Consider the following 23,034-nt stretch of genomic DNA (forward strand, 5'->3'; position numbering starts at 1 on the left):
GGCATGGGTTTGCCCAGTTGTCGACGCGGCGAGGAGAACCCTTGTGACACCCCAGATGATGGTACTGCTGGTGATCGTTGGTGTAGCCCTGGTGCTGTTTATCGGCGGCTGGGTGCGCGTTGATGTGGTGGGACTGCTGGTATTGTCGGCCCTGGCATTGGCCGGGCTGGTCACGGCGCAGGAGGCACTGGCCGGCTTCAGCAGTCCGGCAGTGGTTACCGTCTGGGCAATGTTTATCCTGTCCGCGGGCCTTACCCGCACCGGTATCGCCCACTGGCTCGGCCTGCCTCTGCAACGCTTTGCAAAGGGCAGCGAAGCACTGCTGACGGCGGTTCTGATGGTTGCCGCAAGCCTTCTTTCAGCGCTTATCAACACCGTAACGGTGGCCGCCATTCTATTGCCGGCCACCATGGAACTGGCACGACGCAGCAAGCGGCCGCCTTCGCGGCTGCTCATGCCGCTGGCACTTGGCTGCCTGCTGGGCGGTCCGTTCACCGGCATATCCACGCCGCCCAACATTCTGGTGACGGACGCACTTCAAACCGCGGGCCTCCGCCCTTTCGGCCTGTTCGAGTTCACGCCTATTACCGCAGCCATCGTCGCGGCGGGCATTCTTTTTATGATATCCATCGGCCGGCGTTTGCTCCCGAGCCGCACAGCCACTGCGGAAGCGGATACCCGCTCGTCCTCGGTGGATATTTTCTACCAGCTCGACAGCTATATTTTCACTATTCGTATTCCACCGGGATCCGCTTTCCATGGCCGCTCCCTCGCCGACAGCCGGATAGGATCGGCCCTTTACTTGACAGTACTGGCAATTCAGCGCAATGGCGCACTGACGCTCGCCCCTCGGCCGGGCGAAGTTTTGAGGGCTGGAGATTTGCTGATAGTGCATGGCAGCCCCGACCATCTGGAGCGGTTTCGCGGCACCCAGCACCTCCAGGTCGAGTCCTCGGACCGATACTCGACGTTGCTTTCTCAGCGCCTTCAGACAGTCGAGGCAGTTGTTGCCGAAGGGTCTCCACTGCGCGGTACTACGCTGGCAGAAAACGGGTTGCGACTGCAGCACCGCGTTCATGTGGTGGCGCTGCATAGCCCAGTGCACGGCAAAATCAAAGATCTGCGCCGTCACCAACTCACCGCGGGTGATCGGCTGTTGCTGCAGGCAGAGCAAAAATCGCTCGAAGCACTGGTTCGCCTCGGCCTTGTCGCGGACCTCCACGTGGTCGCCGCGGATAGAGTGGACGAGCTTGCGGGCGGTTTCATGGAAATCCTGCCGGTGCGCGTTCCCCCCGGTTCGGTTTTGGTTGATCGTGATCTGGTCGAAAGTCGCCTGGGAAATGCCTTCGGTCTGACCGTGGTAGGTCTGGTGCGTGACGGGGAACTGCAGTGCATGCCCTCCCCCCATGAAAAGGTGCAGGCGGGAGATCTGTTGTTGCTGCAGGGATCACGGCACGATCTCGATATTCTCGAAAGCCTTCAGGAACTGGAGTTCACCGAACAGACCTCCGCCCTCGAGACCGAATTGGAATCGCAGCACATCGGCGCCACCGAAATTCTCCTGTCGCCGCGTACCACTCTTGCAGGCCGAACACTGTCGGAACTCTTTTTCCGCGAACGTTACGGCCTGAGTGTTCTCGCCATCTGGCGCAAGGGGAGAGCTTATCGCAGCAGGCTGCAGGACATGCCTCTGCAGTTTGGAGACGCACTGCTGGTGTACGGGCAGCGACGCAATCTCGAGGCGGTGGCGCGAGACCGCGACTTCATTGTACTCGATGAGACCGCTGCCCGCGCACCACGTCTGGAAAAGGCAGCCTTTGCCGCAGCCGTCATGCTGGTGGTGCTGGTCAGCGCCATCGCGGGACTTGTTCCCATCGCAATCGCCGCCCTCACCGGTGCAGCGGTGATGGTGCTGGTCGGGTGCCTGAGCATGGAAGAAGCTTATCGTGCCATTGAATGGAAAGTAGTGTTTCTGATCGCCGGGATGCTGCCTTTGGGAGCCGCCATCGAAAAAACGGGAGCAGCACAGATGGCGGCCAATGCTTTGATCGACGCGGTGGGCGATTTGGGACCTCGCTGGATCGTAGCCGCACTCTTTATCGTCACCGTAGCCGGCACCCAGGTTATCCCCACCGCCGCCCTGGTGGTATTGATGGCGCCTGTAGCGCTCAGTGCCGCAAGCAGTCTGGAAATTTCGCCCCATTTGTTGATGATGACCGTTGCTATTGCGGCTTCCTCGAGTTTCGCCAGCCCCCTCTCGCATCCCGCTCACCTGCTCGTCATGAGCCCGGGCGGCTATCGTTTCCTGGACTACGTGAAAGTGGGAGTGCCGGTGACGATCATTGCCCTGCTCGTGTCGGTAGGATTACTCCCCATCCTCTTTCCGCCATAACAGGGTGCGTCTCGGCTGCTGCTACGGTTCGGAAAACGGGCAATGGTCCAAACAGTGCAGGTTGGGCTGGGCGGACTAATGTAGCCGTTGGGTTTCGCTGCGCTCTACCCAACCTGCGGCATTCGGCATTCGGCCACTTGATTGCGTGGCGCTGCACTAAAGGAGCAGCGAGCGCCTTTTGTTCCTGGATTCATTTTCCCCCGAGACGCGAATCGCCCTTTTACCACTCACCGGGCATTCGTGTTCGCACACTCCACACCCGATGCACAGCTTCGGGTCAACTTGCGGTCGCTGCAGCCGAACTTGAATTTCAATCCGTGATCCAATGGCGAGCTCCGGCCCAAACGGCGTGCGCGGATCTACCGCCAACACCCGGTCTGCGTTGTCGACGATCGGCCGGCGCGTATTCGTAGGGTCGGTCGTCAGCCTGATGAAATAGTCCCCGGTCGAAAGCTGTGCCGCCTGAAACGATGTGCCGGCAATTTCCAATACACTGCCGTTGGATCTGACAACTTCGGCGACGCCATTGCGCAGGGGACTATAGTATTCCCGGACGAAAATCGCTTTGGGACTGACGGGGCACGTTTCCTGGCACACAATGCATGGTTTGTCCATGGCCCACGGCAGACAACGGCCATGATCCACAAAGGCGCATCCGAGCCTGATCGGACCGGGCTCGGCAAAGACTCCCCGGCCGAGCTTTTCCTCCAGGCTGATGGGCCTTATGGCGGCCGTCGGGCATACATGGCTGCAGGCAATACAGTTCAGCTGGCAGCCGCTGGTCCCGACTCGAAAATTGAGGAGCGGTGTCCACAATCCCTCCAATCCAGCCTCCAGGCCCGCCGGTTGAATGATGTTAGTAGGACAGATGCGCATGCACTGTCCGCATTTGATGCATCGAGACAGAAAATCAGCTTCCCTCAGGGCCCCTGGAGGACGAATCACGGCAGGGTTCCAATTCTGATCCGTATAGCCGCCGAGTCTGACCATGGGCACTGCCGCAATGCCCGATGCCAAAGCCACGACAAATCCCCTGCGGGACATGTCGGGAGAAACGATTGCACCTGATGCCGATGGTGCGGTTTGATAGCTGATCAAACCATGCCCGCATTGGTCCAGGCAGTTCATGCACAGCACGCATTCCGGCAGGCGTATTGTGCCGGTCGGCTCGCAGCCCCCTTCACAGTCGGCTTCGCACCATTGACACTGGGCGCACTGGTCCTGTCTCTTGCCAATGCGCCACAGGGAAAAACGACTCAATACGCCATAAAAAGCTCCCAGAGGACAGACATACCGGCAGTAAAATCGAGGCGTGCGCAGGTTCATCAAAAGAGCGCCAAGAAAAACCGTGCCAATCAGCCAGGCCCCTTCATAATGCCTTTGAGTGACCGATAGGGTTGGGCTGGCCGAATCGACAAGGGGCAATAAAACCAGGTTGACGGAACGGTACACCAGTGGGATGGGGTCCAGCAGGCCGGTCTGCAGTGAGGCACCGATCATGGGCTCCATCGAATAGAGCAGACCCACAAGAGTCCAGCCTCCCACGAGAGCCAGCAGGATAGTGCCTGTTTTGCGCAGCTGGTTGGTCAAGCCGAAAATCGTGAGCGCCACAATGGCAATCGTCACCGCCGTTAGAAGCCACAGGCTCGCCGCAAGGGCAACAGCCGTCCGCACCGCGCGCGCCATCAGAGCACCCGCAGCAGCCGACAGCAGGAATATCAGGATGTAGTATTTTATGGACTGCCCGCGCTGATACGCATTGACTGCGGCCTTGCGCGATAAGGTCCGACCCCGCTTGCCCAGATAACCGAACAGGTGGTGCAGCGTTCCAAACGGACAAACCCAGCCGCAGAAGAATCGCCCCAGCACAATGGTCAGCACTGTGGTCACCAGCGCCCACGACAACCCGGCATAGACCGTCTGCGTGGTGAGCATGACGCCGACATGCACCAGAGGATCCAGTTGCAGGAACCAGTTCACCGGCCATCCACGCAGCTGCCACCAGTGCTCTCCAAAGGTGCTCACAATACAGAACCAGAAGAACAGGAGCAAAAAAAACACCTGACTGATTCGCCTGACGGTAACAATTTTCATGGGATCGATTATTCTACTGTTATCTAACAGATCGGGTACAAGAAATGGCTGGAAGCAATCTTAAAGGTCCCCTCTGCCGCCAACCAGCAAACGCCGGAGGCCGGGCCCCGGCCGGACAGCTTTTATCCCACTGCTTCCCGGGCAGGATTGAGCGACTCGTAGTCGGCGGTTCCCAAACCCGCATTCTGCGCCTTTAAAATGAAGGGCAGATCGGCCGCTCTTTTCCCCAGAAGACTTGCACCGCAGGCATCGGCGGCCACCTGATCGGTGCTCACAATCATACAACGGGTCTGCTTGAGATCGGAGAGTGAACCACCGGTCGGACCGTTGGTCATCATGCTGGTTGTTCCGTCCAGGATCACCAGAGTCGGTTTGACCATCATGGCCAATTCCAGAATGATGTCATTGATGTTCTGGTGAAAGATGTTGCGCTGCCCCCCGAGCAGCCCATACCAGTTTTTCATGATCATGGATGCGCCGCTGCGGTGATGATCCTTGACCGGGGCAATGCCGATGACTTTGTTGACCCCCTGGAATGGGGCGTGCAAAAGAGGCCAATCACGGATGAGCTTGCCATGGGGAACTGTAGTGGGCGCAAAGGAGCTGCCTGTTGGCAGCATGAGCCTGGCGCCGGCCGAACGGGCCGCATCCCCGATTCCGCTCAGAGTAAAACAACTCTGCGGATCGTTTATGGGGTTGTCGGTCACAACCACGGAGGAGGCGCCTGCTTTGCGACAGAGGGTCGCCACGTGAGAAACCAACTGGGGGTTTGTGGTGGCGCCAAGGATCGGTGGACTGGCAAAAGCCGCATTGACCTTGATGAGCACTCCGTCGCCTTTGCGGATGAACGCTTCGATGCCGCCGACGGCTTTAAGCCCCATGTCGACGGTTCTTATCCGATCTGCTCCAGTGATGACGCTCATCCTGCCGCTCAGCTCGGGGACGGAAAAATCCGGCAGCACGACAAGGTTTCCCTGCGCGGTCGAGTCCGGACCCGGTCCCCGTCCGTCATACAGCCAATAGCTCAACGACCCGGCGGCGGCCGCGAGTACCCCGGCTCTGAGGGTACGGGAGAGGAATTCCCTGCGGTTCATGGAGCTATCCCGGGGTGATTCATTCATTGGCTCTCATCAACCTCCTGCAGTTCCCGGTAGAGCGTGAGGCCCAGCTCAAGAGCTGCATCCTTGCTTTCGGCCTCGTGAACACCGGCCAACACTCGCCCATGAACGAATATCAACTCATAGAGATCGAAAATTTCGATCAGTTTGATTTCCGGCAGGTTGGTCCCGGAATCAACATCCGAGCCCCCATTTTCGAGCAAGAAGGCATGATAGGCCTCAGCCAGTTGCTGCGCATCCGCGCCTGACGGCCGCACAGACAGAAAGGCTCTCATTTCCTGCCCGGCGATGTTGTACTTTGCCGTAAAGATATTGTTCAACCGGCTGAATCCGAAAGCATCCGAGGCAAGAAGCGCAATGCTCTCGGCGTTCAAATTTTTCCGGGGAAACAACGACTGTTCACTCAGTTCGTCCGATTGAACGGGCTTTCGTTCCACAAAATTTCTGCCAATTGCAAGCATTTCATCAGCCAGGCCTTCCTCTGCCGCGATCACCTCGACATAGTCTCGACCATGGACAAAAAACAGCGCATTTTCGGTCTGGTAGGCATGCCGAGTCAAATCGACAGGTGTTGAACCGGTACGCCGTTGTGTGCTGAACACAGCAAAGGCGTTGCGTGTGCTGCCCATGTCAAAGACGAACAGCTCCAGCCAGGAATCATCCTGATCCGACCTTTTGAATCGCTGACTCTCGAGTTTCTGGAATCCTGCCGCGAGATACAGCTCCGCTTTGCCGTTGATCTTGTCGGAAAGGTTTTCCGGACTGAATGTTTCAAGGGGAGTGAGCGGGACCCAGCCATCCGGAAGCAGCTCCTGGAGATGGGACAACTCGCCGGCAGCCTGGGGTATTTCATGTTCGGACCGGGACATGGTGAACCACTGCGGGTCGTAGCGGGACTGTCTCATGAGAATTCCCGCCGCGATCACCACCAGCAGTGCCAGAATCGCCATTCCCACCAGCGTTTCCGTCTTCTCAGGCTGAACTGCCATAGCCTCTGCCCTTATCCTTCGTCAATGAGTCCTCAATCCAGGACGCAATTGTTCAATCGGCATGCCGTGCAAGCCAGTGCGAAAAAGCATCGAGCAGCCGGTCGTTTTGTTCGGGCAGACGGATGGCAAAACGTACATGGCGATTGTCCAGTCCCTCGAAAGAGCTGCAGTCTCGCACCAAAATCCGCTCCGACGCCAAAAGGTCCTGCTGCAGCCTGGCTGCATCCGCAGCACTCGCATCCAGCTGGACCAAGATGTAGTTGGCCTCGCTTGGGAAGGCCCGGCAGCCTTTGAGCTCATTGAAACGGGCCAGCATCCGGCTGCGTTCCTGTGCCATGAAAGCCAGTGATGCCGTGCGGTATTGTTCTTGCTCCAGGCAGTACGCACCGGCAATCTGGGCAAAGGTATTGACCGACCACGGCGGCAGGTGTGCGCCAATTCGCCCGGCAAGGTTTTCCGAAGTCAGCAGGTAGCCGAGTCTGAGGCCGGGTATCCCGTAAAACTTGGTCATGGATCGAATAAGAACCAGGTTGTTTGAGTCATTAATCAATGTTTTGAACGACCGGGCTTCGCAATAATCGACAAAAACCTCATCGACCAGGCAGTAAATCTCCCTTTGGGCACTCTTGTCCACCAGCCACTCGCGCACCTCGGGGGGCAGAACGGATCCGGCCGGACTACCCGGGTGGGTCACCAGGATTGCCTGCGGCCGCACTTGTTCAAAAGCGGCCTCGAGCTGCTCGACAGTGGGTTGGAAAAGAGTTTCCCCGGTCGTGATGAGTCTTGTCAGGTCGACTTGCTGAAAGGCAAAGGCCCGGGCATACTCGCTGAAGGTGGGCAGTACGATGAGCGCCCTTTGAATTCCAAGGGCTCTCGGCAAGACATAGATCAGCTCAGTAGAACCATTGCCCACCACGATCCGACTTGCCGGCACCGCATGAAAACGGGCCAGTGCATCCACCAGAGAACGGTTGTGGATATCCGGATAATGCTGCAGACGATGATAGTGTCCGGTTAATGTCTTCAAGAGACCGGACGGCGGACCCTGCGGGTTAATGCTGGCGCTGAAATCGAGGATCGCATCGGGCGATACTCCCATGTGCTCGGCAACCTCATAGACGTTGCCGCCATGAACCATAGACATTTAGAATCTCCCTCCAATCCGCACTCGGTATCTGAGACCATGGTCGATGCACACTTCTGAGACCCATTGTTCCGCCGGCTTCACATCGTCGGCAGAGCCCTATCCTCCGGGTGATCATACCGGCTTAGCATTAGATGATGCATCATTTGCAGGCCTTGTTGATGGGTAGAGCGAAGCGAAACCCATCAACAAGGCCCGCATAGAAATGCATGGTTCCATCCTTAACAGGTACAGCCAATGTGTAACATGGAGACTCAGCCAGATAAAGGTGTGGTCAACAAAATCATTCCGGGCCTGACTCGGAGATGGGTGGATTGACAACATCGACCGTCTTCTTTGGGCTCCTCATGATCCTGATGCGTGCTGTCGAGATCAGGGGGGAGAGGCGGCTCACACGAGATCCTGCCCGGCAAAGGATTCAGCTCAGGCAAAGGAGATACCTGATTGCCAGGGAGAGCAACAAAGCTAAAAATGATGTCACGTACAAGAGTCGAATCATCGATCTGTAGACAGCGGCCGATAATTCTCTGCGCGGATCTCCGAGGGTCGGTTTGCTCACCATACGTCCGAAATACCGGTTGGCTCCCCCCAGTTGCACACCCAAAGCACCCGCTGCCGCACATTCCGGGTATCCCGCATTAGGGCTTTTCATCTTGCGGGCATCGCATCGCATCACATGCCAGGAACTCCTCCAGTCCAGCTTCAGGGGAATCGCGGCAAGCAGAATGAGAGCTCCGGTCAACCTGGCCGGCACCCAGTTGGCCAGATCGTCCGCTCGGGCGGCAAACCATCCGAAATGCCGGTAGCGATCGTTCATATATCCCAGCATGGAATCCATGGTGTTGACCGCTTTGTACAGCATCCCACCCAATAGCCCGCCCAACGACAGGTAGACGAGCGGGGCCACTATGCCATCGGAAATGTTTTCCGCCACTGTTTCAATGACCGCACGAATTATTTCCCGGTCATCCAATTGCTCGGTATCGCGGCTTACGATGAGCGCCAGGCGACGGCGCGCTTCATCCGGCATGCCCTGATCCAGGGCCTGCATCACGTGCTGCGATTCACGATGCAGACTGCGCGTCGCCAGGCAGGAATAGGCCAACCAGATGACGACCAAGTCCGCCAGCAGTTCGGACACCTGGAAGGCAAGCCCGGTGACGAACAGAGTCGCACTGGTGACGCCCACAATGACACAGATCCAGCAAGCAAATCCCGCCACGCGCTGTTGGTTGCTAGAAGCGCCATTGTCCAAAAAGATACTCTCGGCCCAGGACACCAGCCTGCCTATCCACCTGACGGGATGCGGCAGTTTCGGCGGATCGCCGAGCAAGAGATCCAGAAAGTAAGCTGTAGTCAAATGCCAGGGAAGCAAGAACAATGGTTGACAAACCCCCGCATCAAAACGATTCAAAATCACCGGGACCGAGCGATCATCCTCGTACTGGTTGAGCACAACCATTGCCTTTGTGCCGACGGTTGGCGATGACCTTCATTCCCTCTACCCATGCTATCCTTGTTAAGGCAAGAAACATGCATTTCTATGGCGGCAGTCACTGAAGGGTTTCGTCACGCTTGGGCGTGACGAAACCCTTCGACAAGGCCTGCAAACAATGAAACATCGAATGCTTAACCGGTATACAATCCCATTGCTCTATAAATACGGGCAACATCCGTATGCCTGCGAACATGCTCCGCCAGCAGATCATACTGCTGCTCCTTCCAGTGCTCGTAGGCAAATCCTCCCGATAATAACGCTCCATCCTTGCCCGATCGAATGCTCAGTACCTGCAAAAAATCCCTGCGGAATCGATCGTTGTCAAAAATACCATGGATATACGTGCCCCACACTCTCCCATCCATGCCAATCAAGCCGTCTGTTACGTGTACCGTGCAGCCGTCCCGCCGATGAATACGAAACAACTCCCGGCAAGCCCCTCGCGGAACGCTCTGCCCCATATGGATTTCATAACCGCGAAGGCGACGCGGCACATCCCTGTCATTGTCATGGGAGCGGGCATCAACCTCGGACGGTTTTCCTTCTGGAGCGCTGAAGTAAGCCCGGGCTTCCTTCAGGAGGGAAGCCTCCACCTGAGAGGTCACCTTATGGGGGAACATTTCCGTTTCCATTTCCAGAAGTCCCAGACCCGGCACCACCCCCAGCTTGCTCTCCACGCCGCCGGGATCCTTCACAGAATGACCGAGCATCTGGTAGCCGCCACAGATTCCGACAACGGTTCCTCCGCATTTGTAGAAAGCCGCAATGGCATCGGCCAGGCCGCTGCGCCGCAAGAAATCCAGATCCTCCAAAGTATTCTTGCTGCCGGGAAGCATGACTGCGTCATAGGCAAAGACCCGGGGTGGGGCATCAAAGTAGCTCAATTCAACCTGCGGGTCCTGCTCGAAGCAGTCGAAGTCCGTGTAGTTGGAGATAAACGGCAGGCGGACTATCCCTATCGCCAGCCTGTCACGCGACTTGGCGGACGGATTTTGCCGCATCCGGCGACCCAATGCCACACTGTCTTCTTCCGGCAACGCGATGTGATCAAAATAGGGAATCACTCCCAAAACGGGCTTGCCGGACCTCGCTTCGAGGATCTCAGTGCCGTTTGCAAAGAGCCGTGGGTCACCTCTCAGCTTGTTGACCATGAACCCCAAAATCCTGGCCTGTTCACGGGCATTCAGCAGCATGAAGCTGCCCAGCAGCGCCGCGAATATTCCTCCCCTGTCAATGTCGCCGACCAGAATGCAATGGGCGTCGGCCATTTCAGCCATCGCCATGTTCACCAGGTCGTGCTCTTTCAGGTTCAACTCGACGGCACTCCCGGCTCCTTCCAGAACTATCACGTCATGGTCTCGCGCCAGTCGCCGGTACGAATCGCGCACGACGGGCAGCAGTTTGTGCTTGTACTGGTAGTACTCGAGGGCGGAAAAATTCCCGACGGCCTTGCCCAGGACAATCACCTGCGACCCCATTTGCGAAGTGGGCTTCAGCAAAACAGGGTTCATATCCACGTGCGGCTCGATGCCGGCGGCCTCGGCCTGGACCACCTGGGCCCGGCCCATTTCACCTCCCTGGCGTGTGATAAACGAATTGAGCGCCATGTTTTGAGCCTTGAAAGGAGCGACCCGGTAGCCGTCCTGCCTGAGAATTCTGCAGTAGGCCGCCGCCAGAATGCTCTTACCGACATCGGAACCGGTTCCCAGAAACATGAGGGACCTGGCTTGCTGTTTCATCTACCACCTTTCTCCGTATTCCGTACAGCGCCTCACAAAATTAGACGCGACCTGCGGGGCGCTCCCCCAGTGCAGATGAATGTAGCTGGCAAGTACCGAACCATGAGTATATCCTTCCAGACGGGTCACCCCTGCCGGTCTGCGCTTATGCAGTTGATAGGCAAGGTTTAACCCTTCAATCTCCTCAGTCTGTGCGATTTCCGAATAATGAAATTCATGACCTCGTATGCGCAGCCCCGGCTCGCCCAGCAAACATGAACGGCGCAATTCCACTTCCGTGTAGCCCAATGCCTTGCGCCGGCTGAGCATGCGCGTTCCAAAGGGAAGGATTCCGACCATATCGTAAGTGTCGCCGGCGCGCGTTCGAATGAAGCGGCTGAGAGTCATCAGCCCGCCGCACTCTGCATAGACGGGCATTCCTTTGGCCACGGCCGACCGGATATCATGGAACAGCCTGGTTTGACCGCCAAGTTGCTCCGCAAAGAGCTCAGGGTACCCTCCGCCCAGGTAAAGGCCGCAGGCCTTGGCCGGCAATGTTTCGCCGGCAAGGGGTGAAAAGAAATGGATTTTGGCTCCCGCCCGGCGCAGCATTTCGAAGTTGTCAGGGTAATAAAAACAGAAGGCCGCATCCCGTGCCACCGCAATGGCGGCTGCTGGAGAGGATTCGGGCATGTCCGGTTGCGCGGTGAGCCATGGCGGCTCAGCCTGAGTTCTGTGCAGCAGAAGATCCATGTCCAGATGTCTTTCCACCAGCTCCGCGAGTCGCTCTCGCCACGCCGGCGTTAGGGTGAATTCGTCTGCCGTTACCAGACCCAGGTGGCGCTCGGGAATGACAATCGCTTCTTCCCGGGGAATCCCTCCAAATACGGGGACATCAGGCAAACTTGCCGACATCGCCTGTTTTAGAAAGGCCAAATGGCCTTCGCCGCCGATCCGGTTGAAAATGACTCCGGCGAATTTGAGATTCGGGTCAAAATTCTTGAATCCATGGACGACGGCCGCCGCGCTGCGGGCCATGCTGCGTGCGTCCACAACAAGAATCACGGGAAGATCCAGCCATTTGGCCATTTCGGCACTGCTCCCTGCTTCTCCCTGCCCGTCGTAGCCGTCGTAGAGTCCCATCACCCCCTCGACAACGGCGGCGTCGGCACGAGGCAGCAGGCGTTGGAAGAGGTTCACGTTGTAACTCCGGGAGAGCATCCAGCCGTCGAGGTTGCGCGATTCCCGGCCGGCGACCTGCGTGTGCAGACCCGGATCGATAAAGTCCGGGCCTATTTTGAAAGGCTGCACCACCAGATTTCGAGCCCTGAGGGCAGCCACGAGGGCCAGGGAGAGAGTGGTTTTACCGCACCCACTGTGAGTCCCGGCAATCACAAAAGCGCATTGGCTTGCTGCACTACTCACCCGCGCCCCTCGACTCGCACTGGGATGGAGGTCACATGCACCACCGTTCATCGTTCAACCTCCACCCCGCGTGTTCCGCTCGACCTCCGCTGCAGCTATTCGCTCATAGAGATCCCTGGCCTCCTCGGATTGCGAGCCGGCCTCAGCGGCTTTGGCCACGCACTGGCGAGCCTCTTCCAATAGTCCGCTCGCCAGCAAGTCCTGCCCCATGGTAATCCAGGCCTTCTCGGCATCATCCCCATACAGGCTTTTATAAAGCGTAAACAGAGAAATCTTGATCTGATCGCCGCCCTTATGAAAAACCGGGGCGCCATGCCCCGGCAAGAGATGGCGTACGGGAATTTTGAGCAGCTTCTGCAGCCCCTTGATTTTGTCTTCCAGGCGGCCGCCGCATACTTCGTCGGGCTTCGAAAGCACCGTGGAGAGACTTTCCTTCTGCGGCAATACAGCATCGCCCGAAAACAGGGCAGCGGACGAGGCATCGTAGAAACAGAGATCGCCCGCGGTGTGCCCTGGAGTATGAATGACTCTCAGGGCGGGTGCCCCCTCGACCACATCGCCGTCATACAGGAGCTTGATCTTATTGTCCTGGGCCAGGGCGTCAAAAAAACTGGGAAACGGTTCACGGTGCAGGCGCAGGTGCTCCCGCGCCAGCGGGTGCAGGTAAATGTCCGGGCTGGCCGCCTGATAAATCTCCTGCACTCCGCCCACATGGTCAAAATGGCTGTGAGTCAGCAAGATGCGCTCGATGCGATCCAGCGGACCCAGGTCCCGGAGTTCATCGATGAGTCCGTACATATTGCCGGCATCAATCAAAGTTCTGCCATCCTCCAGCGCATAGACTCCGGAGCATGCCCCCGCATCCTGCACCCAGTACATTCCCTTGAGGGCTCGGTCTTCTTCAAAGAGAGCTTTCATTCATCACCTTTCATGGGGCATTGCAGCAATGAGCAGCCAAACGCCTGGTTGCCCGTCCCCACCGTGCAGAACCTCAGCCGCCCCTGTAAAATTGCGGCAAATGCGCATTAGCGCGCAAACGCGGCAGCATGATAGAAAATTTTTTTTAACCGCAATATTTACCCAGCGGGAAGCGTGCCCCCCATTTGAGGCTGCGTGCTCAGCGGTCATTCCAGCAGAACTCGGGATCCAGCGATCTTACGCCTTTCTGGAGCCCTGACGCCGAAACGATAGTGTGTGCCAATGATGCACAGGCAGGGGTTACGCGCAGCCTGCTACGGGGTCACTGTCAGCAGTTCAACTCCGGCCGCGTCCAGTTCGAAGAGAATTCCATCCCGTTCTTCCTGACTGCTGCCCAGACGGTCGAGGTGGTAAACCACTACCCGCTTGATCCGCCTGCGCTCGACGTCCATCAGCATCTGGTTGATGTTCTTGTAGACTTCGACCTCTTCGTCGGGCTGAATACCGCCTGTATCTCTGAGATACCGCATACATTCTTCCTGCTGACGGGCCACCGGAACCTCGAAGGACCCACCGTCTTCGGGCTTCAGTTCTTCCCGCCGGACCATCACATACAACGCTGTAAACTTATCTTCCATACTGACTCGGCTCCTTGCGCATCAACATCGGCAATCTTCGGTTACATGACGCTGCGCAATATAGCGATTTTTCTCGACCAAGACAATAAACACCGGCAACAACCTGAAATACCGACCACCCAGGCTACGGAAATGGCACTGCCCGTGTTATAAAGAAAAGGTAAGCCGGATCAATTGAACGAGACAAATTTCTAACCCGGATTGGAAAGCGAAGATGCTGTTCGAACAAGGTCCCATTCGCCCTCCCAGTGAAGCCGGCAGTCTCCTTTTGCGCTTCACGCGCAACTGCCCATGGAACCAATGCACGTTCTGCCCGATTTACAAGGGTGCACCGTTCAGCAGGAGAACCTTGGCCGAGATCAAGCAAGACATCGACACCGTGGCTGAGATGATGGAAAAGCTGCAGGCTGTGTCCGAAAGCTTGGGATTCGGGGGAAAAGTCAACCGGCAGGTGTTGCAGGCGGTCATGACAAGCCCGGATGCGCACGCCTGTTTGCGCCATGTGGCCTTGTGGGCCTGCTATGGCAAGGGAACGGTATTTATCCAGGATGCGAACAGCCTGGTCCTTTCGACGGATATCCTGGTCGATGCGCTGCATTACCTCAAAAGCTCCATCCCCGCTGCTCGCAGAATCACATCCTATGCCCGCAGCAATACACTGGCCCGCAAGAGCCTCGAGGAACTGCGACAAATTCGCATCGCGGGACTCGACCGCATTCACATCGGTCTGGAAAGCGGTTCAGACCGGGTCCTCCAATTCATCAAAAAAGGGGTGACGGCCAAACAGCATATCGAGGCGGGACAAAAGGTCGTTCAGGCAGGCATGACTCTCTCGGAGTATGTTATGCCCGGACTGGGGGGGAAAGCCTGGTCCAGGGAACACGCCATCGAAACCGCCGCCGTGCTGAACGCCATCGATCCACACTTCATCAGGCTCCGCAGTCTGCGCATCCCGCCCAATGCGCCTCTCCACCAGGACAAACTGAAAGGAACGTTTGTGCCTTTGCACGACGATGAAGTGGTTGCAGAAATCAGGCTGCTCATTGAAAACCTTGCGGGCATTCACAGCACGCTCACATCGGACCACATCATGAACCTGCTGGAGGAAATAGGGGGCAAACTGCCGGCCGACAAGCAAGCCATGCTGGAGGTCATCGATCGCTACCTGGCCCTGCCGGAGGAAGAAAAGCTGCTTTTCAGGCTGGGACGGAGAGGCGGAGCGGTTCGGTCCCTGGACGACCTGCAAGATCCTTCGCTGAAAAAACGCCTGGTGCAGGCCGGCCGGGATTTGATGCGGCAGACTCAGGGAGATCTGGAGGGAATAATCACGGAACTGGGAGATCAGTACATTTGACGCCGTGTTAAAGAATCTGGCTTAGAAACAGCTTGGTCCGGTCATGGGTGGGATTCTTGAAGAAGTGCTCGGGAGTCCCTTCTTCCACAACCGCACCGTGGTCCATGAAGATCACCCGATCGGCCACTTCCCGGGCAAACCCCATTTCGTGGGTAACGACAATCATGGTCATGCCTTCCAGGGCCAGGGTTTTCATGACATCAAGGACTTCTCCAATCATCTCGGGATCGAGTGCCGAGGTCGGCTCGTCAAACAGCATGATCTTTGGATTCATGGCCAGCGCTCGGGCAATGGCAACGCGCTGCTGCTGCCCGCCGGAAAGCTGTGTGGGATACACATCAGCCTTTTCTGCGATATTGACTTTTTTCAGCAATCGCAGGGCGTTTTTCTCGGCCTCTTGGCGCGGGATTTTTTTGAGCTTGACGGGCGCCATGGTCAGGTTTTGCAGGGCGGTTTTGTGCGGAAAGAGATTGAAATTCTGAAAAACCATTCCCACTTCCATGCGCACTCTGTTGATATCCGTGGCCCGATCCATGATGTCCATGCCGTCAACCAGGATGCGGCCGCTGGTGATCTCCTCCAGGCGGTTTATGGTGCGTAGCAGAGTACTCTTACCGGAGCCGCTGGGCCCAATGATCACCACCTTTTCGCCGGTCTTGATCGTCAAGGAAACATTATCAACGGCTTTTAGATGGCCGAAGCGCTTGGTGACGTTTTCAATGCGAATGATCGGCTCAGAATTTTCCATAATAGTTCAGTCTATCTTCCATGATGCTGACAAGCTTGGAAAGCAGCAACGTGATGAGAAGGTAAATCAGTGCGATGATGGTGTAGGTCTCAAAGTAAGCAAAACTCTCTGCGGCGAATTCTCTGCCCCGTCGCAGCAGGTCGGCGACAGCCAGAATCGAGACCAGCGACGTATCTTTCAAGAGTGCAATGAATTCATTGCCCACCGGGGGCAGTATGGTACGCCAGGCCTGGGGCAAAATGACATAGAACATGGTCTGGGTTCGATTGAAGCCGAGCGATCGGGCCGCTTCCGTCTGCCCCTTGTCAATGGATTCAATACCGGCGCGAAACACCTCTCCCATGTAAGCCCCATAGCAGACCGACATGGCGATGACCGCCGCAACCATGTCCGGAACTCTGACAAACCGCCCCAGCGCATAATAGATATAGAAAAGCTGCACCAGGAGGGGTATCCCGCGGATCACCTCGATATAGGTTGACGCTATCGCATTGGCTATCCTGTTGCGGGAAATTCGGCCCAGTCCGGTGATGAGCCCGATGATCAAGGCCAGGCCGATCGAGAAAAAGGTCACCTGAAATGTCACGATAATGCCGTCTGGTAGGAACTTAACGATTTTCAGGTAGGGATCGGGCCTGGATATGACCAGATAGATGAGGAGCACAATGGCGCCGCAAAAGGAAATCCTCCAGGCTGAAAAAAGCCCCATGTCCTTTTTGCTTGGGATGGCGGCGCCGTCGCCGACGTCGATGATTATTTTTTCCTGGGTCATGAATTGTGGACCTTTAGCAGTGCCGTCGAAGGAGCTCTGGTCGGCAAGTCCAGGCCATCGTAGGAAAGGATTTGACGAGCAGGAGGCCAAATGTGGCCGGTCGGCCTCCTGTAGGTGAAATGCTCACAATTGTGCCGGAACTACTGGCCGATCCATTTGGCCCTGAATTCATTGGCCAGTCCCTTTTCCTCGACAGCCTGGATCCCCTTGTTGATCAGATCCAGGACTTCGGTGTTGCCTTTCTTCACTGCCACGCCATAGTACTCATCACCGGTATCCAGCACTGCGGCAATCTTCAGCTTGGCTTTATAGTCCTCTCTTTGCAGTGCATACTGAGCGGCCACCGGATCATCACAGACAACGCCGTCAATACGACCATTGAAAAGATCTTCCATGGCCAATCCAATTTCATCGTAGGATTTGGCAACAATGCCCTCCATCTCTTTGATGGCAAAGTATCCGGTCGTACCGATCTGGGCTCCGACTGTCTTGCCTGTCATTTCCTCCAGCGTTGTTGCGTTCGACTCTTTGGGTACCACCAGAGCCTGCCGCACCTTGAAATAAGGCATGGAAAAGTCCATGGTTTTCTTACGTTCCTCGGTAATGGTAACCGACGAACAAACGGCGTCATACTTGCCTGCTTCCAAGCCCCCAAAAATACCGTCCCAGGCCACACTCTTGAATTCCACCTGGTAGCCGCCTTCCTTGGCTGCGGCTTTCATGTAATCTATGTCAAAGCCCACGATCTCTTTGTCTGCATTGACGAATTCCATGGGAGGCCAAGTGGCATCGGTCGCGATGACAACGGTTCTGGCCCAGGCGAACCCGGTAATGAGCAACACACCCAGCAAACCTGAAACAATTTTTCTAATCATACCTTCATCTCCTTTTGAATTACTTCTCGAGGTGAGTTTAAAGCCGCTTATGCCGGCAAAAAACCTGACAAATTCCGGCTACCAGGCAAGGATAGTGTCAGAGCGATGAACATCTGTCAAGAATGAATGAAGTGATGAAGATGACCGGCGGCGAGGTCGTGCGTCACTGCCCAAAATGCACCCGGCCGGAGCTGCTCATGGTCCCCTGAGATCGGCGGTCGGCGTGGGCAGGGCGCGCACGGGAAAGTTCTTGACAAACAATGTTTGATATGCCAATACCCTCACTTGGTAAATGGGCACTTTTCCTTGCCTTTAAACACCTGAGTTCATCGTATGAACATTGCCACTTTTGGCGGCCTCCACGCTGCTGACCGGTTGAACATAAACGGCGGGCGGGATAGTTCCATTGGTCCACCTCCGGGCATTGGGCAAAAGTGGTAATAGGATTGGAAGCGCGCGGCATGGCTGGCAAAATGTCAAAACATGAAAGGAGCACATGGATGGGACTTGAGACTTTTTACAGAGATCTGATGAAGGTCAACTCGATGGATGACACTGAGCAAAAAGCTGAGGCGTCCAAGGCACTGTTTGAAAAGCTGAATCACCTGGAATTGCCCGAATATTTCAACTGGGCGGAAGAGATTTTCGAGGGCATACACGTAAAAGAACGCGGCAGTCAGCCAGCATTGAAATGGATTAACCTGGATACTGATGAGAAACGCGAGTGCACCTATGCGGAAATGGCCGCCGAAGGAAACAAGTTCCTCAATTATGTGCGCAGCAAGGGCGTCAAGAAAGATGGCATCGTTTACATGATGTCCCCTTCGGTGCCGGAAACCTGGTTTGCCAGCCTGGCAACCATCAAGGGCGGAATGGTATCGGTGCCGACGGCAACCACCATGACCGTACGCGAGCTGGAATACCGTTTCGAGACCTATGCCCCTGACGCCATTCTGGCTGATGAGGTTTCCACCGATGTGATCGACGAAGCTCTTGCCAACGTCGGCGCAAAACCAAAAATCAAGATCGTCCTGGGGAAAAAGAGCGGCTGGAACAGCTACAGCGAAGTGGCCCAAGAGAGCACCACGGCCGAGGCCGCCAAGACCAAGAAAGACGACATCATCCTCTGCTTCTTCACCTCCGGTACCACCGGCATGGCCAAAAGGGTCGCCCACACGGCCACATCGTATCCGCTGGGGCACCTCTCCACAGCCAATGTGATCGGTATTCGACCGGGTGATGTGCACAACAATCTGAGTCAGCCCGGTTGGGCCAAGTGGGCCTGGAGTTGCTTTTTCGCTCCTTTCAACGTTGGCGCCACAACCACTGGCTTCTACTATGCCAGCAAGCTGGATATAGGGAAATATCTTGCGACGGTAGCCGATTTCAAAGTGAACGTGTTCTGCGCTCCCCCGACGGCATGGCGGGCTTTCATGCAGTTGGACCTGGGTAAATATAAGTTTGACGCCCTGCGCGAATCGGTGAGTGCCGGAGAGCCTCTCAATCCGGAAATCATTCAGAAATGGAAAAAGTTCACCGATACCGAGATCCGCGATTTTTATGGACAGACGGAATCCACGGCCATGATCGGCAATCCGCCCTGGTTTAAGGGCAAGATCGTGGCCGGATCGTTCGGCCGACCGACCTTTCTTTATGACGTCGTGATCCTGGACGATGACGGCAAAGAGATCAACAAGCCTGATGATGTGGGACACATTGCCATCCGCCTGGATCGCTGGCGAGCCATCGGCCTGTTCAGCCAGTACATCGGCAATCCGGAAAAGATGAACGAAGTGTTTGTGGGCAACTATTATTATACGGGTGACAGAGCTTCCTTTGACGAGAAGGGGTACTGGTGGTTTGTCGGCCGCGCCGATGACGTCATCAAGTCTTCCGACTATCGCGTCGGCCCCTTCGAGGTGGAAAGCGCTTTGATCGAACACCCTGCCGTAGCAGAAGCAGCCGTTGTGGGCAGCCCCGATCCGAAGCGCTGGCAGTTGGTAAAGGGCTACGTTATTCTGGCACCGGGTTATGAACCCTCGCGAGAGCTTGCTCTCGAGTTGTTCCAGCATTCCATCAAACTGCTTGCCAAGTTCAAGATCCCTCGAATCATCGAGTTTGTTCCCGAGGTACCCAAGACTCTGAGCGGCAAGATCAGAAGAATTGAATTGCGGGAAATTGAAATCGAGAAGAAAGAGGGGGGCCGGAAAGGCCAACACGAATATTTCTATCACGAATTCCCTGAGCTCAAGTCCTCCTAACCGAGCAGGAATTCAGCGGAGTCAGTGATATGCGTACATGAAATCGGCTTTGGACATTGGGAAGGGCCTCGTGGGGAGGCCCTTTTTCATTTCAGGGAGGGAAGTGAAAGGGCGGTTTTCATTGGATTGAGGCCCCGCAAGCCCTGGCCCTGGCCTTAAGACAACATGATTGCCCCGCTGTTCCTCCATGAAGCCGGCTGATGTCTCTTTATGACAAAAGGAGTGAATCGGATGGGCGAAGAAAAATCCTATCAAGACTATCTGCAAGAGCTATTCAACTCAGGCGATCTGTTTGACAAGCCGGAACCGCTCAAGGGCGTGAGAATCCTTGAGGTCTGCTATGTTGTGCTCGGCCCTGCCGCCTGTGATTACTTGGCTGAATTCGGTGCTGAAGTGATCAAATTTGAGGGTCAGAGGGGCGAGCAGATGCGGTTTGTGACACCTTTTGCCTATTTCTGGAAAAATCTTTCGCCGGGGCTTTTGGAGCAAAACCATAACAAGTATTGGGTGGGGATGCATCTGGGACACCCGCAGGCGAAAGAGCTGTTCCTGGACCTGGTGAAGCGCTCTGATGTGGTGGTCGACAACCTCACCCCGGGCCGCATGAAAGAATGGGGCCTGAGTTACGAGGAACTCAGCATAATCAATCCGCGCATAATCCAGCTCCACGTTTCGGGTTATGGCAGTTGGGGACCGTGGACCGGAAGAACCTCCTACGATGCCGTGGCTCAGAGCATGGGGGCGCTCTCCCCGATCACCGGCTTTGACGGTCGAGGTCCCATCAAATCAGGGGTTTGGATTGCCGATTGGATTACCGCCCTCATGTGCGCCAATGCCATTGTGGCGGCATTGAACTATCGTGAACGCACCGGAGAAGGGCAATTCATAGACTACTCGCAGGTTGAAAACGTGATCCGTTTTCTCGACTGGACCTGGCTGTACACTTCCAAAACAGGTGAAGACCGGCCGCGAAGCGGCAACCGCGATCTTGCCGTGTGTCCCTCGGATCTGTTCGACTGCGCGGATGGCTGGGTGGCCCTGGCAGCCTTCAGCCGCGATGAATTCGAAGGTTTGTGCAAGGCCATGAACGCCCCGGAACTTTTTGCCAAATATCCCGAGCCGGCCGATCGCCTCGAGGATGAACCTGCCCGCCAGGTTTTGCAGGCGGTGGGCCGGTGGACCACAACCAAGAAAGTTTCCGAGATCGAAGATCTCGCCTGCCAACACGGATTTGCCGCCTCCCGTGTGCTCCAGGTCAAGGATGTCTACCATGGAGAACATTTCAGAACACGCGCAAGTGTTCAGACCTATGAGGACGCGCTTTACGGCGAAATGACAGAACCCTGTTATCCACCGCGCCTCAGCGAAACTCCCGGAAGACTCCGCTGGGCTTCACGCCCCATCGGGATGGACAACGAGTACGTGCTAACCAAGATCTTGGGGCTCGCAGCCGAGCGCGTAGCCGAACTTGCCCAGAACGGCGTGATCTTCAAGTGGAATCCTCAGGTGCCTTCCCACTGTCCGCCCCCCGAATGGGACGGGAAACGAGGCGTCAAGTATCCCTAGATTGAACTGCAAAATAAGGAGGCAGGACCATGACAGACAAGAAGAATGCAGAATCTTCGGGCTACGATCTCGATGCGCCCGATCTCGAACAAGATTTCTCCACTGACCAGAATATTATTGGCATGGCTATAAACAGAGAGTATGCCCGCTGGGCTCACCGGGCGACAAACCCCGAAGCGATCGGGGGAAAACCCGAAGCCCTCGACGACATGCTCGTGCTCGACGCCAGCTACGGCAGTTTTGCGGGGTTGTTCGCTTCCTCGATTCTTTCTGAAATGGGTGCCGAGGTGATCCGAATCGAGCCCCCCGGGGGTGACATTGCCAGGAAGATGAGCCCGTACGGAATGATGATTAACGGCACAGGACTCGGCTACCTGGTGGAGGGGCGCAACAAAAACCATATTACCCTGGATGTCTCCAAGAAGGAGGGAAGCCGGCTCTTCAAAAGGCTGGCGAAGCATGCCGATGTGCTGATCGAAACCTTCAAGCCGGGCTTTCTCGACAGCCTCGGCATAGGATACCGGGAGCTGCGAGAGGTTAACCCGGGTCTCCTCTACTGCGCTGTCCATACCTACGGGCAGTTCGGCCCGGATTCTGAAAAGTACGCCAATCAGCCGGACTACGACATTGTGAACCAGGCAAGAGGCGTCATCATGTCCATAACCGGCGAGCCCGAGCTCGATCCGCAGGTTCCCGACGAGTATAAAAAGCCTCTGCGCCAGGGCAATTGGATGGGATGGTACGTCGGAGGCGCCTGGGCAGCTTTTGGTGTGCTCAACGCCATGCTGCACAAGCGCAAGACAGGCAAGGGCCAGTTCATCGACTGCTCGCCTCCCGAGGGGCTCCTTGCCATCTCCAACTATGCCATGCAGTACTTCCACATGTCAGGAAATCAGATGCCGCGAGCGGGGAACTACGACTATGCCGTCTTCCCATACACCTACGTCAAGTGCAAGGACGGCTACACCTTCATTTCCGGTTTCACCGACCCCAACTGGTCGGCCTTGTGCGAGATCCTGAATCGTCCGGACCTCAAGGAAATGTTTCCGACCATCAAAGAGCGGCTCACTCCCGAGAACCAACCCAAGATTCAGCACGAAATCGAGAAGTTCACGACCCAGTATAGTTCCGAGGAGATCCTGCAATTCATTACCGACTACAGCAAAAGGGCTGACAAGAAGGGAACCGTTGCGACGGGACGGCTCGAAACCCCCTCCGAGGTGCTCCAGCGGGAGCACTGGAAAGAGCGACGGACCTTTGTTACGGTAAGAGACCCTCACTACGGTGAGCTGTTAATACAAAATTCAACCTTCAAGGCCATGACCAAGACACCCGGCCGAATTAAGTGGGTCTGCCGCCCCGTGGGTGCGGACAACGAGTATATCTATCAGAAGTATCTCGGCCTGGGGGGCACGAAACTGGCCGCCATGAAAGACAGTGGAGTGGTTTGACAGCTTGGGTTGCATCACGCATTTGGCGTAACGCAACCCAGCGCTCATTTTGCCGGGTTTCATCACACGGACC

The 23,034-nt window shown here is 56.3% G+C and carries 17 protein-coding genes; 5 read left to right on the top strand and 12 right to left on the bottom strand.

Annotated features, from left to right (window positions below; genetic code table 11):
- Nucleotides 1–43: 43 nt before the first annotated feature.
- Complete coding sequence (locus K1V27_RS04015) at nucleotides 44–2,392, top strand: SLC13 family permease (RefSeq protein WP_258928239.1); 2,349 nt, start codon at nucleotides 44–46, stop codon at nucleotides 2,390–2,392.
- Nucleotides 2,393–2,548: 156 nt separating this feature from the next.
- Here the strand turns inward: K1V27_RS04015 and K1V27_RS04020 are convergent, their stop codons facing one another.
- From K1V27_RS04020 to K1V27_RS04060, 9 genes are all read right to left on the bottom strand, one after another.
- The gene (locus tag K1V27_RS04020) at nucleotides 2,549–4,486 is read right to left on the bottom strand and encodes a 4Fe-4S binding protein (protein ID WP_258928240.1); all 1,938 of its coding nucleotides are present in this window, start codon (nucleotides 4,484–4,486) and stop codon (nucleotides 2,549–2,551) included.
- A gap of 122 nt (nucleotides 4,487–4,608) precedes the next feature.
- On the bottom strand, nucleotides 4,609–5,607 hold the full coding sequence (locus K1V27_RS04025) for a DUF362 domain-containing protein (protein ID WP_258928241.1): 999 nt from the start codon (nucleotides 5,605–5,607) through the stop codon (nucleotides 4,609–4,611).
- Complete coding sequence (locus K1V27_RS04030) at nucleotides 5,604–6,593, bottom strand: DUF6599 family protein (RefSeq protein ID WP_258928242.1); 990 nt, start codon at nucleotides 6,591–6,593, stop codon at nucleotides 5,604–5,606. Before K1V27_RS04030 ends, K1V27_RS04025 begins: the two co-directional genes overlap by 4 nt.
- A 52-nt stretch (nucleotides 6,594–6,645) precedes the next feature.
- On the bottom strand, nucleotides 6,646–7,737 hold the full coding sequence (gene cobD / locus K1V27_RS04035; protein WP_258928243.1) for a threonine-phosphate decarboxylase CobD: 1,092 nt from the start codon (nucleotides 7,735–7,737) through the stop codon (nucleotides 6,646–6,648).
- Nucleotides 7,738–8,155: 418 nt separating this feature from the next.
- Nucleotides 8,156–9,199, bottom strand: a complete 1,044-nt coding sequence (cbiB, locus tag K1V27_RS04040) for an adenosylcobinamide-phosphate synthase CbiB (protein WP_258928245.1) — start codon at nucleotides 9,197–9,199, stop codon at nucleotides 8,156–8,158.
- Between the two features lie 167 nt (nucleotides 9,200–9,366).
- A complete protein-coding gene (locus K1V27_RS04045; protein ID WP_258928246.1) occupies nucleotides 9,367–10,974 on the bottom strand; it encodes a cobyric acid synthase in 1,608 nt (535 codons plus the stop codon).
- Nucleotides 10,975–12,429 (bottom strand): cobyrinic acid a,c-diamide synthase CobB, encoded by a 1,455-nt coding sequence (locus K1V27_RS04050; RefSeq protein ID WP_258928247.1) that lies wholly within the window; start codon nucleotides 12,427–12,429, stop codon nucleotides 10,975–10,977.
- A 3-nt stretch (nucleotides 12,430–12,432) separates the two neighbouring features.
- Entirely contained in the window at nucleotides 12,433–13,296 is an 864-nt protein-coding gene (locus tag K1V27_RS04055) for an MBL fold metallo-hydrolase (RefSeq protein ID WP_258928248.1), read from the bottom strand.
- Nucleotides 13,297–13,610: 314 nt separating this feature from the next.
- Nucleotides 13,611–13,934 carry a recombinase family protein gene (locus K1V27_RS04060; RefSeq protein ID WP_258928249.1) on the bottom strand — a complete coding sequence of 108 codons (324 nt, stop codon included), beginning with the start codon at nucleotides 13,932–13,934 and terminating at the stop codon, nucleotides 13,611–13,613.
- Nucleotides 13,935–14,148: 214 nt separating this feature from the next.
- Here K1V27_RS04060 and K1V27_RS04065 point away from each other — a divergent pair, with 214 nt between their 5' ends.
- Nucleotides 14,149–15,288 carry a radical SAM protein gene (locus K1V27_RS04065; RefSeq protein WP_258928250.1) on the top strand — a complete coding sequence of 380 codons (1,140 nt, stop codon included), beginning with the start codon at nucleotides 14,149–14,151 and terminating at the stop codon, nucleotides 15,286–15,288.
- A 7-nt stretch (nucleotides 15,289–15,295) separates the two neighbouring features.
- Here the strand turns inward: K1V27_RS04065 and K1V27_RS04070 are convergent, their stop codons facing one another.
- The 3 genes from K1V27_RS04070 to K1V27_RS04080 all read right to left on the bottom strand — a co-directional run bounded on the left by K1V27_RS04070 (nucleotide 15,296) and on the right by K1V27_RS04080 (nucleotide 17,683).
- Nucleotides 15,296–16,036 carry an amino acid ABC transporter ATP-binding protein gene (locus tag K1V27_RS04070; RefSeq protein ID WP_309573996.1) on the bottom strand — a complete coding sequence of 247 codons (741 nt, stop codon included), beginning with the start codon at nucleotides 16,034–16,036 and terminating at the stop codon, nucleotides 15,296–15,298.
- The gene (locus K1V27_RS04075) at nucleotides 16,023–16,808 is read right to left on the bottom strand and encodes an amino acid ABC transporter permease (RefSeq protein WP_258928251.1); all 786 of its coding nucleotides are present in this window, start codon (nucleotides 16,806–16,808) and stop codon (nucleotides 16,023–16,025) included. Before K1V27_RS04075 ends, K1V27_RS04070 begins: the two co-directional genes overlap by 14 nt.
- A 140-nt stretch (nucleotides 16,809–16,948) precedes the next feature.
- Nucleotides 16,949–17,683 carry a basic amino acid ABC transporter substrate-binding protein gene (locus K1V27_RS04080; protein ID WP_258928253.1) on the bottom strand — a complete coding sequence of 245 codons (735 nt, stop codon included), beginning with the start codon at nucleotides 17,681–17,683 and terminating at the stop codon, nucleotides 16,949–16,951.
- Between the two features lie 500 nt (nucleotides 17,684–18,183).
- On the opposite strand from K1V27_RS04080, the gene K1V27_RS04085 reads away from it, so the two are divergent.
- From K1V27_RS04085 to K1V27_RS04095, 3 genes are all read left to right on the top strand, one after another.
- Nucleotides 18,184–19,944: an acetate--CoA ligase gene (locus tag K1V27_RS04085; protein WP_258928254.1), complete on the top strand. Its 1,761-nt coding sequence runs from the start codon at nucleotides 18,184–18,186 to the stop codon at nucleotides 19,942–19,944.
- A 231-nt stretch (nucleotides 19,945–20,175) separates the two neighbouring features.
- Nucleotides 20,176–21,510, top strand: a complete 1,335-nt coding sequence (locus tag K1V27_RS04090) for a CoA transferase (protein ID WP_258928255.1) — start codon at nucleotides 20,176–20,178, stop codon at nucleotides 21,508–21,510.
- Between the two features lie 29 nt (nucleotides 21,511–21,539).
- On the top strand, nucleotides 21,540–22,961 hold the full coding sequence (locus K1V27_RS04095; RefSeq protein ID WP_258928256.1) for a CoA transferase: 1,422 nt from the start codon (nucleotides 21,540–21,542) through the stop codon (nucleotides 22,959–22,961).
- The last annotated feature ends 73 nt before the right edge of the window (nucleotides 22,962–23,034 follow it).

It is taken from the genome of Desulfoferrobacter suflitae, from assembly GCF_022603395.1.
In the GTDB taxonomy this organism is placed as follows: domain Bacteria; phylum Desulfobacterota; class Syntrophobacteria; order Syntrophobacterales; family Syntrophobacteraceae; genus Desulfoferrobacter; species Desulfoferrobacter suflitae.